This is a genomic window from Parasulfitobacter algicola (genome assembly GCF_013315265.1).
Lineage (GTDB): Bacteria > Pseudomonadota > Alphaproteobacteria > Rhodobacterales > Rhodobacteraceae > Parasulfitobacter > Parasulfitobacter algicola.
The window spans coordinates 88,303-104,269 of sequence record NZ_JABUFE010000010.1 but is presented as its reverse complement, the minus strand read 5'-3'; the positions used below and the strand labels follow the sequence as shown (position 1 = coordinate 104,269).

Here is a 15,967-nt window from a genome sequence, read left to right as displayed (position 1 = left end):
GCAACGTGTTTGTCTGCTTCTGCCACATCCCAAAAGGCGCAGCAACGTCAGATCATCTTATGCGTCGATCCAATCGTAGTTTCACGAACCAAAAGATCCGTTTCGAACTTGCAAGACGCAACGGGTTGGTTGCTTTCGATGGCATCGACAAGATAATTCGCGATGGTGCTTCCCATATCAGCTGCAGGCACATTCACTGTTGTGATGGATGGCCTGAGTTCTTTGGAGAGCGAAAGATTATCGAAACCCGTGATAGCCAGGTTTTCAGAAATGCGAAGCCCAGCATCCTGTGCGGCAAAAACAGCGCCGTATGCAATCACATCATTGCCGCAAATGACGGCAGAAACATCCGATTTCAGCAAATCAGGCAGGGCAGCACGTGCAGCACGGATTGAGTAAGCAATTTGGATGATGCTTTGCTTTGGTAGATCTAGTCCATGATGTTCAAGTCTTTGCCGTGTACCATCCAGTCTTAGAGTTGCGCGATCATTATTCTGGCAAATGCCGGCCAGAACGCCGATTTTCTGATGCCCCAGATCAACCAGATGATCGACGACGGCATGCATTGCGCGCGCGTTGTCAAACCCGATGTTTGGCGATGGCGCGTTGTTATTATGACTCCATCCGCAGACATGTCGAACTGCTGATGCGTTCAGTAATCTATAGACTTCGTCATGGTGGTGATTGCCAACAAGCATCAAACCATCAACGCCACGTTCAAGCATCTGACGAACAAGCATAAGCTCGCTGTCCGGATCATAGTTTGAGATCGAAATGACAAGCGTATATCCACGTTCTCGTGCGGCTTGTTCAAGTGCATTGATGCCAACAGCAAAAATCGCGTTATTCAATGTGGGAATGATTGCGCCCAATGTGCGGGACTTGCGTGTTGCAAGACTACGCGCCGATTCGTCGGGTATATAATTCAGCTCGGCCATGGCTTCTTCGACCCGCTTGCGAACGTCGTCCCGCACTAGGTTTGATCCATTCAGAACACGGCTGACCGTTGCGGTGGAAACACCCGCCCTTTGGGCGACATCGCTTTGAGTGCTGGTTTTGGCCATGACGCCTCCTTGGATTATAGATTGATTAAAAAATGACTTGATTGCAAGAATTGTATGCGCTTACATTGCTATTGAAAGCGCATACAGTGAGATGCGAGGGGGAGGGGCCAACCTTGTTAAAGGGTGGAATGGATAAGCGCACGCCTTGGGGGCGGGTTGTCACAAGATCGTCCATAACCGGTGTCATAACGGTGGCTGTGGTCATTGCGCTGTGGTTCTTTCTGACCAGTGTTACAGGTATTGTGGGTCAATACCGTTTTCCGTCGCCCCAGGATTTTCTGGCATCTTTCGTACGCTTGGCGACCGAAGGGTATGCTGGCGGTACATTAATCGAACAAACGCTGCAAAGTCTTTGGCTTGTGGCCTGTGGATTTTTCACGGCTATCGTCATTGGCGTGCCGCTTGGCTTTGCAATGGGCTATGATCGCCGGATCGAAGCCTTTTTGAATCCGGTTTTCCTTTTGCTGCGCCCAATTCCGCCACTTGCTTGGATCCCTTTGGCGATTGTTTGGCTTGGGCTTTCGGATGGGTCCAAAATACTGGTTATATTCGTCGCGGCCTTTGTGCCGTCGGTCATCAATACATTCACAGGTGTGCGTAATGTTGATCGAACATTGGTCGAAGCGGCAAAGGTACACGGAGCAGGGACGTCAAGACTGATTTCCGAAGTTTACCTGCCTGATGCGGCGCCCATGATCTTTACCGGCCTTCGCCTTTCGTTGCAGGCCAGTTGGACAACCCTGGTTGCGGCTGAACTTGTCGGCGCCTTTTTAGGATTAGGTCGCGTTTTGTCGACTGCGTATCGCGACATCAACACTGCAATGATCCTTGTGGCGATGGTCGTCATTGCAATCGCCGGGGCGTTCACAACCATCCTTTTGGCGCAGGTTGAAAAGCGTGTCATCAAGTGGAGAACCACATGAGACGCGATTATGGACCGCTTTGGCCCTGGTCTGTTGCAGGGCTAGTTTTGTTTTTCGGTATCTGGCAAGCGGTCGTATCGGCAGGTCTTGTGTCAAACTTTGTCCTGCCATCACCGCTTGAGGTTCTTGACCGCACGATAACCCTTTTGGGGCGACCTTTTGCCGGATATCTTTTGCATGAACATGTCTTTTCCAGCTTTATGCGGTTTCTAGGTGGCTTTAGCCTGGCGGCCGTTATCGGAGTGCCGCTTGGTCTGATGATGGGGCGATTTCGGCTTTTGGAAGATATCGTGACGCCATTATTCGAAGGATATCGCTATGTCGCACCGCTGGCATGGGTTCCGTTCGCGGCATTGTGGTTTGGTACAGGTATTGGCGGCCCGATCATGGTCATTTTCACAGGCGCATTCGCGCCATGCGTGATCAACGCATATCGCGGCGCACGTCTGGTCGATACATATTTGATCGAAGCGGCACAGACGCACGGTGCCGGGGAATTCCGTATCGCAAAAGAGGTGCTATTGCCCGGTGCATTACCCTCAATTGTCGCGGGTTTAAGGATATCAGCAGGGTTGGGGTGGCAATCGCTGATCGGAGCAGAGCTGATCGTGGTGTCATCGGGCATTGGTTATGTGATGGTGCAGGGTCAGTCAAACCTAAGTCCGTCAACAGTCATGACAGCAATGTTTGTCATCGGGTTGGTCGGACTGGGCATCGATTTTGTGCTGCGCTTCGTCGAGGCACGCGTTCGTGCCAAGTGGGAGGGCAAATGAGCGATATTCAATTTGACGGTGTCACAAAGGTTTTCGGACGTGGCGGCAAGCCATTCACTGCAATCGGTGGCATAGATTTTCATGTGAATGATAATGAATTCATATCCGTTGTCGGGCCATCGGGATGTGGGAAAACCACGCTGATGCGCATGGTCGCTGGCCTTGAAACCCCGACAGATGGCGAAGTGCGTGTTGGCGGTGAAAAAGTCACCAAACCTGGCCCCGACCGCGCCGTTGTGTTTCAGCAGTTTGCTTTGTTTCCATGGAAAACGGTGCGCAAGAATATCACTTTTGGGATGCGGTCGCGTGGGGCTTCCAAAGCAGAACGTGATGAAGCCGTGGCACATTATCTGAAGCTTATGAAGATGGAGGGGACAGAGGACAGCTATCCCCATCAGTTGTCTGGTGGCATGCAGCAGCGCGTTGCGATTGCGCGCAGCTATGCAACCGATCCTGGTGTCCTGTTAATGGATGAACCCTTTGGCGCGCTTGATGCGCAAACCCGAACAATCATGCAAGAAGAATTGGTGCGGCTTAGTCATGTAAATCCCCGCACCGTCCTGTTCATCACCCACTCGGTAGAAGAAGCCGTCTATCTGGCCGACCGCGTGGTGGTGATGGGCCGCAATCCCGGCAAAATTCGCGAAGTGATTGACGTCGCCTCGACCAGGAAAGCCGAAAAGTGGTCCGAAGAGCCCATTGATGATGTGATGGAGATGCCAAGTTTCACGCATCTTCGCGGTCAGGTGTGGCGGTTACTTCGCGAGGAAATGGGCGAAGACATATAGGTCCAATTTAGGGAGGACATGATGGAACTGAAATCAACTTTGAAGGCATTGGCTTTTGCAACAGCGCTAGCGGCGCCGGTGATGACGCCGGCCAACGCTCAGGATGCTGTAAATGTAAGTTATCAGCCCGCACTTTACTGGGCATTGCCATATTATGTCGCGGACCAAAAGGGATGGTGGGATGAGGTTGGTCTTGCCCCAAGCTATTCAACGTTCCCCTCTGGCGCGCCACAAGTGGCCGCTGCCGCCGCAGGCAGTTGGGATGTCGGTGGCACAGGATCAGCGCCCGCTGTTCTGGGTGCCGCGCGGTTTGATATTATTACAATTGGCATCACCAATAATGAAAGTGCTGGAAACGCGATGATGGCCCGTGGCGATGAGATCGACGCAATACGGGCCGACCCAAGCAGCTTGAAAGGTGCGCAGCTATTGGTCACCACGAATTCAACTGGGGAATATGCCGCCGCCGCCTGTATCGAAAGCTTTGGTCTGAATTATCCCGAAGATGTTGAGGTCGTGAACCTGAACCAGCAGGAAATTATTTCGGCCTTTGCGACCGGCACTGGCAAACTGGCGGGGCTTTGGGCACCCAATATCTATACACTTGAAAGCCGTGCAGGCGCTGCCTTGTTGTGTTCTGGCCAAGATGCGGGCGCCATTGTTCCAGGTGCATTGATTGCGCGACGTGATTATGCCGAAGCCAATCCTGAAATGGTTGCCAAGTACCTGGCTGTTTATCTGCGGGGTGTGAACTGGATCCGCAACAACAAGGAAGAAGCCGTTTCCATGATGGCTGATTTTTATGCCCGGACAGGTGTTGAACTGCCTGATGAATTTCTTATTCGCGAAATCGACACACGACCAATGTTCACGCTTGATGAACAGCTTGAACTGATGGCCAAAAATGGTGGCCAGTCCACTGCCGAAGAATGGTTTGGCGGTTTGGGTGGGTACATGACATCCACAGGTACGCTGGAAAGTGAATTGGACCCGTCCAGCTTTATCGATCCCACCTACATGCAGCTGGTCAAGGATACACCCGAGTTGGCTAGTTTTGCAGCGATGACCGAGTAACGCTTTTTAACAGGAGCATTAAGAATGGAATATCTCAAGAAAGCGCCGAAAACTGCCGCGACTGGCGAACGCGACGTGCGTGACAAAGTTCAGTCCATTCTTGATGAAATTGAAGCGGGCGGCGATGATGTCGCCCGCGCTTATACGATGAAATTTGACGGGTATGATGGCGAGATTATCGCGTCGGCCGAGACCCGCGCGGCGTCTGCAGGTAAGGTGAGTCAGAAGCTGAAAGATGATATCCGCTATGCCCGTGATAATGTGCGCCGCTTTGCCGAAGCGCAACGAGCATCGCTGAAAGACACTGAATACGAAATTATTCCTGGCCTGATCGCAGGTCAAAAGCAAATTCCTGTTCTGGCGGCAGGGTGTTACGCCCCCGGTGGTCGCTATAGTCACGTTGCCAGCGCGATTATGACAGTCACCACTGCCAAAGTGGCGGGCGTTAAACATGTCTCAGCCTGTTCCCCGCCCAAACCGGGCGAAGGTATGCACCCTGCAATTTTATATGCGCTTGATGTGTGCGGAGCGGATACAATTCTTAATCTTGGGGGCGTCCAGGGCATTGCGGCGATGACCTTTGGTTTGTTTGGCACGCCCCGCGCCCGCGTTTTGGCAGGCCCAGGCAATCAGTTCGTGGCCGAAGCCAAACGCATTCTTTTCGGTCGTGTTGGCATTGATATGTTTGCTGGACCAACCGAAAGTATGGTTATTGCTGATGCAACGGCTGATGCCAAGATTGTTGCCGCTGATCTGGTGGGTCAGGCCGAGCATGGATATAATTCGCCGGTTTGGCTGATTTCGACCGATCGCACTTTGGCAGAGCAAGTATTGGATATTGTGCCGCGCATGATTGACGATCTGCCTGAATTGAACAAGGAAAACGCCGCAAAGGCCTGGCAGGATTATGGCGAGGTTATGGTCTGCGATGATCGCGACGAGGCTGTTCGCGTCTCTGATGAATACGCGTCAGAACATCTGCAGGTGCAGGCGGCTGATCTGGATTGGTGGCTGGCCAGCCTGAACAATTATGGCTCGCTTTTCCTTGGGGAAGAAACGACCGTTGCCTATGGTGACAAGGTATCAGGCCCCAATCATGTCCTGCCGACCAAAGGGGCTGCGCATTATACCGGTGGTCTTTCTGTGGGTAAATTTATCAAAACCGTGACCTGGCAAAAATCAACCCGCGAGGCGAATCGGGATATTGGGCAAGCATGTGCCCGGATCAGTCGACTTGAAGGGATGGAGGGTCATGCCCGCACCGCTGATGTGCGTTTGGCCAAATATTTCCCGACAGAAGTTTTTGATCTTTCTGCATCAGGTTGATCCAGACCATGACGCCACTTGATCTGTTCTCGCTTAAAGGCCGTGTGGCTGTCGTTACAGGTGCGTCTTCTGGTATCGGTCAGCACCTGGCGCGCGCATTGTCAAAAGCCGATGCAAAAGTTGTTGCCATTGCGCGCAGGGCCGAACCACTGCAAGCGTTGTCAGATGAATGCGCAGCTGCGCCGCTTTCGGTGGACCTTGCCAATATTTCTGACTGGGACAACTTGGCCGAACAGATCGCGGCCCCCTTTGGCCCGCCGCAGATTATTTTGAACGCAGCAGGGGTTAATCTGCGTGAACCTGCTGGTGATATTACCAAAGACAGCTGGGATCTGACCTTGCATCTGAACCTGTCGGTCCCTTTCTTTCTGGCACGCGCGCTTTTGTCGGGGATGAATGGTTGGGGGCGTATCATCAACTTTGCGTCGCTTCAGTCACAACGGGCGTTTCCGAATTCGATGGCCTATGGCGCATCTAAAGGCGGCGTTGCGCAACTGACCCGCGCCATGGCCGAAGCCTGGTCGCACCAAGGGATCACCACAAATGCAATTGCACCGGGTTTTTTTCCAACAGAACTGACGGGCCCAGTATTCGCGGATACCGAAAAAGCCGCACGTAATGCATCGCAAACAGCAATTGGTCGCAATGGTCGGCTTGATGATCTAACGGGACCTGCCATTTTTCTGTGCTCAAACGCCAGCGCGTATGTCACAGGGCAGGTTCTTTATATTGATGGCGGGTTCACGGCAAAATGAAAGCACTTGTTTATACTGGGCCAAAGCAGCTTGAAATTCAGGACGTGCCGCGACCGGATGGCGCTGCAATCAAAGTGGAATATTGCGGGATATGTGGATCGGACATGCATGCGTGGGCAGGGCATGATGCCCGCAGACCTGCGCCGCTGGTTTTGGGCCATGAAATCGCAGGCGTTGCCGATGATGGCCGCAGGGTAACGATCAATCCGCTTGTGACCTGTGGAAAATGTCCTGCCTGCCGTGAAGGGCGTGATAATCTTTGCCCGGACCGCCAAATTCTGTCCATGCCACCAAGACCGGGTGGTTTTGCAGAATATATTGTTGCACCTGATGACAATTTGATCGTTGTTCCGGACAACGTACCCCTTGCGGCAGCAGCACTTGCGGAACCTTTCGCTTGTGGATGGCATGCGGTGCGTCTGGCAGAAAAAGTGCTGTTCCACCCAATAGATCAGATCAAATGTCTTGTTTTGGGGGGCGGTGCAATTGGCATTGGGGCTGCCTTGGCATTGCAGGCCTTTGGGGCCACCGACATTACGCTGGTTGAACCTAATGCAATGCGGCGGGCGCGGGTGTCACATTTGCCGGGCATTAGTTTTACCGATGCCCCGATTGCAGCAGAATTGGTGATTGATGCGGTTGGCCATGCGGAAACCCGGGCCACTGCATTTGCGCAGGTTTACCCTGGCGGCGTCATTGCACATATTGGTCTGGGCAGCGCCGAAGGCGGCCTTGACGCACGTCGTGCGACGTTGCAAGAAATTACGTTTTTTGGCACCTATACCTATACTCGCACAGATTTTCAGGAAACGGCATCTGCCATTTTCGATGGGCAACTTCCAACAGACGGGCTGATCGATATTCATGACTTGGCCGATGGCCCGGGTCTGTTTGATAAACTGTCAAAGGGTCAAATAGCTGCGGCTAAAGTCCTGCTTCGTCCCTAGCGACAAATATATCTTTTTTATGCTAGTATCATTATATTGATTAAAAAAATAGAGGTATCAAAATGTCATTAATGGATTTACTGCGCCAAGCGCAAAATGGAAAAGGTCTAGGGGAATTGGGGCGTTCGTTTGGTTTGGACGAAAAAACAACGCAATCAATCGCGGAACAATTGGCACCTGCCATTTCGGGTGGGCTAAAACAGCGCGCGCAACAAGAGGGCGGATTAAGTGCTGTGCTTGGGGCGCTTAAAGGGGATAGTGGCACGGCTTTTTTTGATGATGCACAGGCCGCCAGTATGTCGGATGGTCAAACGCAGGGCGAGAATTTTCTGACGCAAATTTTTGGAGATCGCAACGCCGCGCCAGAGCTGGCACGCACCGCTGCGGAACACGCTGGTGCACCTGCGGACAAAGTTCAACAGCTTTTGCCCGCTCTTGCTGCAATGCTGCAGGGTGGTATGCAAAAACAAGCCCCAGATGCCGAAATAGATACAGCAATGGCAGGGGTGCAAAGTTCAGGTGATACCGCCGGATCGGGTCTTGCTGATTTGCTGGGCGGATCCATGGGTGGCAGCGCCATGCAAGGGCTGCTTGGTGCGCTTGGCGGCAAGGGATCCGGTTCGTCCACCGGTCAGGGCGGTCTTGGATCATTATTGCAGATGCTGGACGCTGATGGGGATGGATCACCGCTGAATGATGTGATCGGTAAGTTATTGAAATAAAATGGTAAGTTGGCCGTAAAATCTACGGCCAACACTACTTATAATTAGGCAGATCTGTAAAGCTTGGTCATCGAAAATTCAACATGGCCCAAGGCTTCTGCTGCTGTTGCGCGACCGTTTGCTGTGCGTTTGATCATTTCGATCAGACTATCGCCCGCCTCGTCGATCGTCATTTCCCGTGTTAGAATGCCGGTTACATCGACATCAATATGTTCGGACATCGTACGCAGTGTGCGTGGGTTGCCTGATATCTTGATTACTGGAACAATCGGATTGCCCACAACATTGCCCTGACCTGTCGGAAATGTATGAATGACATATCCTGCCGCGGCCATAAGCGTCACGCATTCCGCTGCTGCCGAAGATGTATCCATATAATACAGCCCCGGCCCTTTCTGCGGGGCTTCTGCAGGGCCCATGGCATCAATATAGGTCGACGTGCGCCCGATCTTTTCCAGATTACCAAGCGCTTTTTCTTCGATAGTGGTCAAACCGCCAAGGATGTTACCTTTGGTCGGTTGGCTGTCACTAAGATCATCGGTCTGGTGGGCGAATATGACATCGTTCTGATAGGCTTCAAAAATCTGCATGAATTTTTTGCCCGCTTCCGGTGTTGCCGCGCGCGCTTTGCAGATATGTTCAGCGCCGGTAATCTCGGATGTTTCGCCAAAGCAGCCATAAAGCCCGTGTGGCAATAGCTTGTCATACATATTTCCAACCGTTGGGCAGGATGAAAGACCGGTCGTTGTATCGCTTTCACCGCATTTTGTGGACACCCAAAGTTCGGACAATTGGCAAACGTCTTTCTGAAGTTCTGTTGCCCAGTGAACGTATTCTTTTGCTTTCCAGCTTGCGGCGCGAATGGTTTCAAAATCACCGTTTTGTTCGATTGAAAATTCGGCAACTGGCTTTCCGGTTTCCCGAATTCCGTCAGCGATAACCTTGGTCCATTCGGGTTCGATCCCAATGACCACAACGGCGGCGACATTTGGATTCGCGCCTGTGCCGATCATCGTACGGAAATGAAGCTCCAGATCTTCACCAAATTGCAGACGTCCATATGCATGCGGGATAGCCATAGTGCCTTTTACATTGTTGGCCACCGCCTCACATGCCGCATTCGAGATGTCATCAACAGGCAGGATCACCACATGATTGCGCACACCAACACGGCCATTTTCGCGACGCCATGCATTTACGGTTTGATTTGAAAAATCTAATGCCATGTTACCACCTTTTCGTTTTGCAATTGTGGGTATGCACATGTGCGCCTTTGGCCGCGTCACCCTTCATCAGCCCGATGTCTTCGCCGTATTTATAGACAGTGTCACCCGCACTAAGATCTTTCAGGGCAACCTTGTGACCAATTGGGATGTCAGCCTTGGCTGTTAGACGAAAATCCGAATTATCATGCGTAACAACACACAGCATATCCGTGCCGGCCTTCAGGCCCTCCACGACAACAACGCCGACATTATCTTTTTGGTCATGAACAAGTAGCTGTGGTGCGCTCACTTTCCTCTCCCCTTAGTGATTTCAGAATTATCTGATCGCATAACATATATAATTAGTCTTATACAAGACTTAAGATATATCTTGATTGCAAAAACAAGCAGTCATAGGGTCGATCAGACAAGCAAAGGCCATGCATGACGCCCCTTTACCGAAAAATCGCAGATGATCTGATCGAAAGAATTGTATCTGGCGCTTTACCTCCCGGGTTCATGCTGCCAAGTGAAACCGAAATTGGTGAAGAATACGGGGCAAGTCAGGGAACCGCGCGCAAAGCATTAAGCGAACTTGAACAACGTGGGATTCTTGAACGTAAACAAGGTCGTGGTACATTTGTTGCACAAAGCACAGATGAAAAATCACTGTACCACTTCTTTCGGCTACGTGATGCTGACGGTAATCAGATCGTCCCGCAACCAGACAGCGAACAGATTATCCGGCGAACCGCAACCCAGGCCGAGGCATCTATTTTGTTCGGCGTACCTGTGGATGTTTTTGAAATTACGCGGATCAGGTTGATCAACGGCAAAAGACGCGCCCATGAAACAATCATATTGCCCGTGCCGCTTTTCCCGGGGCTTGATGAACGTGGCACATTGGCCAACGCCCTTTATCCATTTTACCAGCGTGTATATGGTGTGGCAGTGATTGAGGCCGACGAAAGTTTAACGCCATATGCCGCAGGTGCACAGGAGGCGGTTGAGCTTGAGTTGAAAATGGGCACACCCATGCTAGCCGTTGACAGAGTCGCCCGTGATATTCAGGGCCGCGTGGTCGAGCTGCGCAAAAGCCGCTATGCGACGGACAATCTGCATTATGCGATTACTTTACGATAGCATCTGTTTTTAGGCGCTGTTTAGTTTTGGTTTTTTAGAATGCCCGGCAGATTAAGACCCTGTGCGCGTGCGCAATCCAATGCGATATCATAGCCCGCATCGGCATGTCGCATCACACCTGTCGCGGGATCGTTCCAAAGAACATTGCGAATACGCCGATCTGCATCTTTAGATCCGTCGCAGCAGATCACCATGCCCGAATGCTGTGAAAATCCCATGCCAACACCGCCGCCGTGATGCAACGATACCCAGGTGGCGCCTGATGCCGTGTTCAAAAGGGCGTTCAGCAATGGCCAATCTGATACCGCGTCTGATCCGTCTTTCATCGCTTCAGTTTCGCGATTGGGGGATGCGACGGACCCACTGTCCAGATGGTCCCGACCAATCACGATGGGTGCGGAAAGTTCGCCGGTGCGCACCATTTCATTGAATGCCAACCCCAGTTTATCACGCACGCCCAGACCGACCCAGCAAATGCGCGCGGGCAACCCTTGAAACGCAATTCGTTCTTTGGCCATGTCAAGCCAGTTATGCAAATTGGGATCATCAACAAGCTCTTTCACTTTTGTGTCGGTTTTATAGATATCTTCCGGATCACCTGACAGGGCACACCAGCGAAAGGGACCAATCCCGCGGCAAAACAAAGGGCGGATATAGGCAGGAACGAAGCCGGGAAAAGCGAATGCATTTTCCAAACCTTCGTCCAAAGCCACTTGGCGAATGTTATTTCCATAATCCAGCGTCGGTACCCCAGCATTCCAAAAATCAACCATAGCCGCGACATGTGTTTTCATGGATGCCCGTGCTGCCATCTCAACGGTTTTGGGGTTCGTTTCTTGTTCCACACGCCATTTTGCGACGCTCCAGCCTTGTGGCAGATATCCGTGAATCGGATCATGTGCCGAGGTTTGGTCGGTTACGATATCCGGCCGTACACCGCGTTTAACCAGTTCGGGAAAGACATCGGCTGCATTGCCGATCAAGGCCACAGATTTTGCGTTACCTGTTTTCGTCCAGTGTTCAATCATCGCCAGGGCATCATCCAGCGACTGTGTTCTTTCATCTACGTATTTGGTACGAAGCCTGAAATCTGCGCGCGTTTCATCACATTCGACCGCCAGACAGCAGGCCCCAGCCATTACCGCCGCCAGTGGTTGTGCGCCGCCCATGCCGCCCAGACCAGCGGTCAGTATCCAACGACCTTGCAAATTACCGTTATAATGCTGCCGCCCGGCCTCCATGAAAGTTTCATAGGTGCCCTGAACAATGCCTTGCGTTCCGATGTAAATCCAGGATCCGGCGGTCATTTGACCATACATCGCCAGACCCATTTTATCCAATTCGTTGAAATGATCCCACGTCGCCCAATGGGGCACCAGATTTGAATTGGCAATTAAAACGCGCGGCGCATCTTTATGGGTGCGGAAGACGCCGACAGGTTTGCCCGATTGAACCAAAAGGGTTTGATCATTTTCAAGATCTGTCAGCGTAGCAACGATCATGTCGAAATCTTCCCAACTGCGCGCGGCACGTCCAATCCCGCCATAGACGACCAATTCATGCGGGTTTTCAGCAACATCGGGGTGCAGGTTGTTCATCAACATCCTTAGTGGCGCTTCGGTCAGCCAGCTTTTAGCCGTCAGCTTGGATCCGGTGGGCGGATAGATATCGCGGATGTTGTGGCGAGAATGGGTCATGACGCGCCTTTCAGTTTTGGGGCAATGTCTGTCAAAGTGGTCAAGATATCAGCCAGGTGATTTCGCAACCGGTCAGCCTTTGTTGGGTCATAGGTCCAGGGTGGGTTTTCTTGGGTCAGATATGTCGATTGGGCCAGTTCCAACTGAATCGCATGCCGACCTTTGTTAGGCTGACCATAATGGCGGGTTGTCCAGCCGCCCTTGAAGCGACCGTTGCTGACACTTGTGTAATCGGACGCCATTGTGATCTGTTCGACCATATGTTGCATCATCGGATGACAGGTCGTGCCGTCGTTGGTTCCAATGTTGAAATCCGGCAGAATGCCTTGAAACAAATACGGGATATACGACCGGATCGAATGGCAATCAAACAAGATTACCATACCGTGTAGCTGGTACACACGATCCAATTCTGCACGAAGCGCCGCATGATAAGTCGTATGATAATCCACACATCGCTGTGCCATATCATGTTCAGAGGGTGGTACTTGCCAGATATCCCGACCGTCGAAATCAGTCAAAGGAACTAGCTGCGTTGTGTTTTGGCCGGGATACAGACTGATGCCATCCGGGTCGCGATTGGCGTCGATGACATAGCGATGAAATGTTGCCCGCACGGTTGTCGCATTGGGCAAGACACCATCATAAAGACGATCAATATGCCAATCTGTATCGGCCTTTTCTTGCCCGATATCATTCAGCTGTGCAAAAATGGCGGGCGGGATATGCGTGCCCGTATGCGGCAGACCCAAAACGATGGGGACATCGCCGCAGATCACTTCGACGGGTTTCATCGGCCTGTTCCACCGGAATAGGTTGGTAGGTCCAAGCCGTGGATCAAACTGCCGTTTGCGATCATTTGTGATATTGTTTTTATGTCATGAGCTAAATAGCGATCTTTGCAAATTGTTGGGACATTTTTGCGCAGACGAGTCAGGACATCCTGCAAGGCGGTGCTGGTTTTTAGAGGTGCGCGGAATTCGATCCCTTGCGCTGCACACATCGCTTCGACACCAAGGATTGTATTCAGATTGCGGTTCATACGTTCAAGTCGGCGTGCCGCGTGGGCGGCCATGCTGACGTGATCTTCCTGATTGGCGGATGTCGGTGTGCTGTCTGTGCTGCATGGATTGGCAAGATGCTTGTTTTCACTCATCAGGGCGGCAGTTGTGACCTCTGCGATCATCAGGCCGGAATTCATCCCTGGTTCAGGCGTCAGAAATGGGGGCAGATCAAAGCTAAGTGTTGGATCAACCATCAAGGCCACACGCCGTTGTGCAATCGCCCCGATTTCGGTAATGGCCAGCGCGATCTGGTCAGCCGCAAAACCTATGGGTTCGGCATGAAAATTGCCGCCTGAAACGATGCGGCCTTCGTCCAGCAGAACCAACGGATTATCAGTGACGGCATTTGCTTCGATCTCAAGCGTGCGACCTGCAAACCAAAGTAAATCCATGGCGGCCCCCGTCACTTGCGCCTGACATCTGATACAATACGGATCTTGGACGCGGGTATCGCCATCGCGGTGGCTTTCACGGATTTCTGAACCTTCCATCAATGCCCGCTGCGCCCGTGCGACAGCGATTTGTCCTGCGTGGCCGCGTAATGTGTGAATGGCGTCCACCAAAGGCGCGGTCGAGCCCATGATCGCATCCGTTGAAAGACTGCAAGTGACAATGGCGGCTTGCACGTTCTGCCAGGCATTAAAAAGCCCCGTCAGCGCGCAAGCGGTCGAAAACTGCGTGCCATTAATCAACGCCAGCCCTTCTTTTGGCCCCAAGATGATTGGGCTTAGACCGGCGGCCATCAAGGCGTCTGCCCCAGTTAATTTTCGACCTTCAAAAACAGCCTCTCCTTCGCCGATCATGACTGCAGCCATATGGGCAAGCGGGGCCAGATCACCTGACGCACCAACAGACCCCTGATCGGGGACAACGGGCATGACACCGGCATTCAGCATATCTTCAATCAGTTTGACTGTGGCCCACGCTACACCTGATGCGCCACGGCCAAGCGACAACAGCTTTAAAGCCATCATAAGACGTGTTGTTTGACCATCCAGTGCGTCGCCAACGCCACAGCAATGCGACAAGATCAGGTTACGTTGCAATTGGGCCGTATCGGCGCTTGCGATCTTTACGCAGGCCAGCTTTCCAAAACCTGTGTTGACCCCGTAAATTGCAGTATTTCCTTGGCTGGCCAATTGGACCAGTGCGTGAGCTGCATCAATTTTAGCTTTGGCATCTTCGTCCAAGACAAAGTTGTCGGATGCGCACCAAATTCTTTCTAGTGTGGTTAGCTTTGTTGCGCCGGGGATCAATTTTAGTGGCATAGCTGACCCCCGAATATGCGTTTATGCAAAGGGTTAAAGCCAATCCGATATGCTAACTCTGAGGGATGGGACACATCCCATATGGCCAGATCAGCACGCATTCCGGCGTCGATAATCCCGCAGTCGTTCAGACCCAACGCACGGGCGGCATGCCGTGTTATACCTGCCAGGGCTTCTTCGGGCGTCAATCCGAAAAAAATGCACCCCATATTTAGTGCCAGCAGTATAGATGACAGCGGCGACGATCCGGGATTGCAGTCTGTCGCAAGGGCCATCGGGACACTGTGCTTGCGAAAGGCGTAAACGGGCGGCTTTCTTGTTTCCTGTAATGTATAAAAGGCACCCGGCAAAAGCACAGCAACTGTACCGCTTTTTGACAGGACCTTGGCATCATTCGCTGACGCATATTCCACGTGATCAACGGACAGCGCACCAAATTTTGCGGCCAGTTGCGTGCCACCTGTTTGCGATAATTGCTCGGCATGAAGTTTTACAGGCAGGTGCAAATCTTTGGCCCGTGTGAAAACCTGCGCGATCTGGTCGGGGGTAAAGGCAATGCTTTCACAAAAGCCATCCACAGCATCAATCAGACCTAGCTGGGCGGCGGCTTCAAGTGCTGGGATGCAGACTTGTGTGACATAGTCGTTGGGGCAACTGGCATATTCCGGTGGGACCGCATGTGCCCCCAGAAAGCTGGTTTTGATCCGAACGTTTCGATGCTGTTCGATAGATCGTGCAACGCGCAGCATTTTTAGTTCGGTATCGATGTCCAAACCATAGCCGGATTTGACCTCAATAATTGTGACTCCTTCGGCAATCAATGCATCCACCCGAGTTAATGCACTTTGTAAAAGATCCGTTTCGGTTGCCGCCCGCGTGTCGGTCACGGTTGAAATAATGCCACCACCAGCACGCGCGATTTGTTCATAGCTGGCCCCGTTCAGGCGCATTTCAAATTCCGTTGCGCGATAACCGCCGTGGACAATATGTGTATGACAATCAATCAGCGCAGGTGTGATCAGCCGACCCTGCATATCCTGCGCGTCCTGTTGGCTGATGTCTTTGGGCAGATCAGACTTAGGGCCAACCCATTGAATTATATCACCGTTAATTACGATACAGCCGTCTTCGATCAAGCCATAAGCCGGTGTTGGCATCATCGTGGCGATTGCGCAATTCAGAAGCAGCATTATCTGACCGATCTTGTTAAGTATAAAT

General features: G+C 52.1%; 16 protein-coding genes. 9 read left to right on the top strand and 7 right to left on the bottom strand.

Annotated elements, in window-relative coordinates:
* Positions 1-47: 47 nt before the first annotated feature.
* The gene (locus HRQ87_RS15320) at positions 48-1,064 is read right to left on the bottom strand and encodes a LacI family DNA-binding transcriptional regulator (protein ID WP_174139317.1); all 1,017 of its coding nucleotides are present in this window, start codon (positions 1,062-1,064) and stop codon (positions 48-50) included.
* A 128-nt stretch (positions 1,065-1,192) separates the two neighbouring features.
* Here HRQ87_RS15320 and HRQ87_RS15315 point away from each other — a divergent pair, with 128 nt between their 5' ends.
* From HRQ87_RS15315 to HRQ87_RS15280, 8 genes are all read left to right on the top strand, one after another.
* A complete protein-coding gene (locus HRQ87_RS15315; RefSeq protein WP_174139316.1) occupies positions 1,193-1,987 on the top strand; it encodes an ABC transporter permease in 795 nt (264 codons plus the stop codon).
* Positions 1,984-2,760: an ABC transporter permease gene (locus tag HRQ87_RS15310; RefSeq protein WP_174139315.1), complete on the top strand. Its 777-nt coding sequence runs from the start codon at positions 1,984-1,986 to the stop codon at positions 2,758-2,760. The genes HRQ87_RS15315 and HRQ87_RS15310 overlap by 4 nt, the downstream gene beginning before the upstream one ends.
* Positions 2,757-3,548 carry an ABC transporter ATP-binding protein gene (locus HRQ87_RS15305; protein ID WP_174139314.1) on the top strand — a complete coding sequence of 264 codons (792 nt, stop codon included), beginning with the start codon at positions 2,757-2,759 and terminating at the stop codon, positions 3,546-3,548. The genes HRQ87_RS15310 and HRQ87_RS15305 overlap by 4 nt, the downstream gene beginning before the upstream one ends.
* 21 nt (positions 3,549-3,569) lie before the next feature.
* Positions 3,570-4,622 (top strand): ABC transporter substrate-binding protein, encoded by a 1,053-nt coding sequence (locus HRQ87_RS15300; RefSeq protein WP_174139313.1) that lies wholly within the window; start codon positions 3,570-3,572, stop codon positions 4,620-4,622.
* A 24-nt stretch (positions 4,623-4,646) separates the two neighbouring features.
* Positions 4,647-5,948 carry a histidinol dehydrogenase gene (hisD, locus tag HRQ87_RS15295; protein ID WP_174139312.1) on the top strand — a complete coding sequence of 434 codons (1,302 nt, stop codon included), beginning with the start codon at positions 4,647-4,649 and terminating at the stop codon, positions 5,946-5,948.
* 8 nt (positions 5,949-5,956) lie between these two features.
* The gene (locus HRQ87_RS15290; protein WP_174139311.1) at positions 5,957-6,703 is read left to right on the top strand and encodes an SDR family NAD(P)-dependent oxidoreductase; all 747 of its coding nucleotides are present in this window, start codon (positions 5,957-5,959) and stop codon (positions 6,701-6,703) included.
* On the top strand, positions 6,700-7,650 hold the full coding sequence (locus HRQ87_RS15285; protein ID WP_174139310.1) for a zinc-dependent alcohol dehydrogenase: 951 nt from the start codon (positions 6,700-6,702) through the stop codon (positions 7,648-7,650). The genes HRQ87_RS15290 and HRQ87_RS15285 overlap by 4 nt, the downstream gene beginning before the upstream one ends.
* Before the next feature lie 62 nt (positions 7,651-7,712).
* Positions 7,713-8,372: a DUF937 domain-containing protein gene (locus HRQ87_RS15280; RefSeq protein ID WP_174139309.1), complete on the top strand. Its 660-nt coding sequence runs from the start codon at positions 7,713-7,715 to the stop codon at positions 8,370-8,372.
* A 44-nt stretch (positions 8,373-8,416) separates the two neighbouring features.
* On the opposite strand, the gene HRQ87_RS15275 is transcribed toward HRQ87_RS15280, so the two are convergent.
* Together HRQ87_RS15275 and HRQ87_RS15270 are read right to left on the bottom strand one after the other, a co-directional pair.
* A complete protein-coding gene (locus tag HRQ87_RS15275; RefSeq protein WP_174139308.1) occupies positions 8,417-9,598 on the bottom strand; it encodes a UxaA family hydrolase in 1,182 nt (393 codons plus the stop codon).
* A gap of 1 nt (position 9,599) precedes the next feature.
* Positions 9,600-9,887 (bottom strand): UxaA family hydrolase, encoded by a 288-nt coding sequence (locus tag HRQ87_RS15270; protein ID WP_174139307.1) that lies wholly within the window; start codon positions 9,885-9,887, stop codon positions 9,600-9,602.
* Between the two features lie 134 nt (positions 9,888-10,021).
* Here HRQ87_RS15270 and HRQ87_RS15265 point away from each other — a divergent pair, with 134 nt between their 5' ends.
* Positions 10,022-10,720 carry a GntR family transcriptional regulator gene (locus HRQ87_RS15265; RefSeq protein WP_174139306.1) on the top strand — a complete coding sequence of 233 codons (699 nt, stop codon included), beginning with the start codon at positions 10,022-10,024 and terminating at the stop codon, positions 10,718-10,720.
* 20 nt (positions 10,721-10,740) lie between these two features.
* Here HRQ87_RS15265 and hutU read toward each other — a convergent pair whose 3' ends face one another.
* From hutU to hutI, 4 genes are read right to left on the bottom strand one after another with little or no spacing between them, the layout of a single operon-like run.
* Positions 10,741-12,417 (bottom strand): urocanate hydratase, encoded by a 1,677-nt coding sequence (hutU, locus tag HRQ87_RS15260; protein WP_174139305.1) that lies wholly within the window; start codon positions 12,415-12,417, stop codon positions 10,741-10,743.
* Positions 12,414-13,211, bottom strand: coding sequence for an N-formylglutamate deformylase (gene hutG, locus HRQ87_RS15255; protein WP_174139304.1), 798 nt, complete (start codon positions 13,209-13,211; stop codon positions 12,414-12,416). The genes hutU and hutG overlap by 4 nt, the downstream gene beginning before the upstream one ends.
* Positions 13,208-14,749: a histidine ammonia-lyase gene (gene hutH, locus HRQ87_RS15250; RefSeq protein WP_174139303.1), complete on the bottom strand. Its 1,542-nt coding sequence runs from the start codon at positions 14,747-14,749 to the stop codon at positions 13,208-13,210. Before hutH ends, hutG begins: the two co-directional genes overlap by 4 nt.
* Positions 14,740-15,939, bottom strand: a complete 1,200-nt coding sequence (gene hutI, locus HRQ87_RS15245; protein ID WP_174139302.1) for an imidazolonepropionase — start codon at positions 15,937-15,939, stop codon at positions 14,740-14,742. Before hutI ends, hutH begins: the two co-directional genes overlap by 10 nt.
* Positions 15,940-15,967 lie beyond the last annotated feature (28 nt).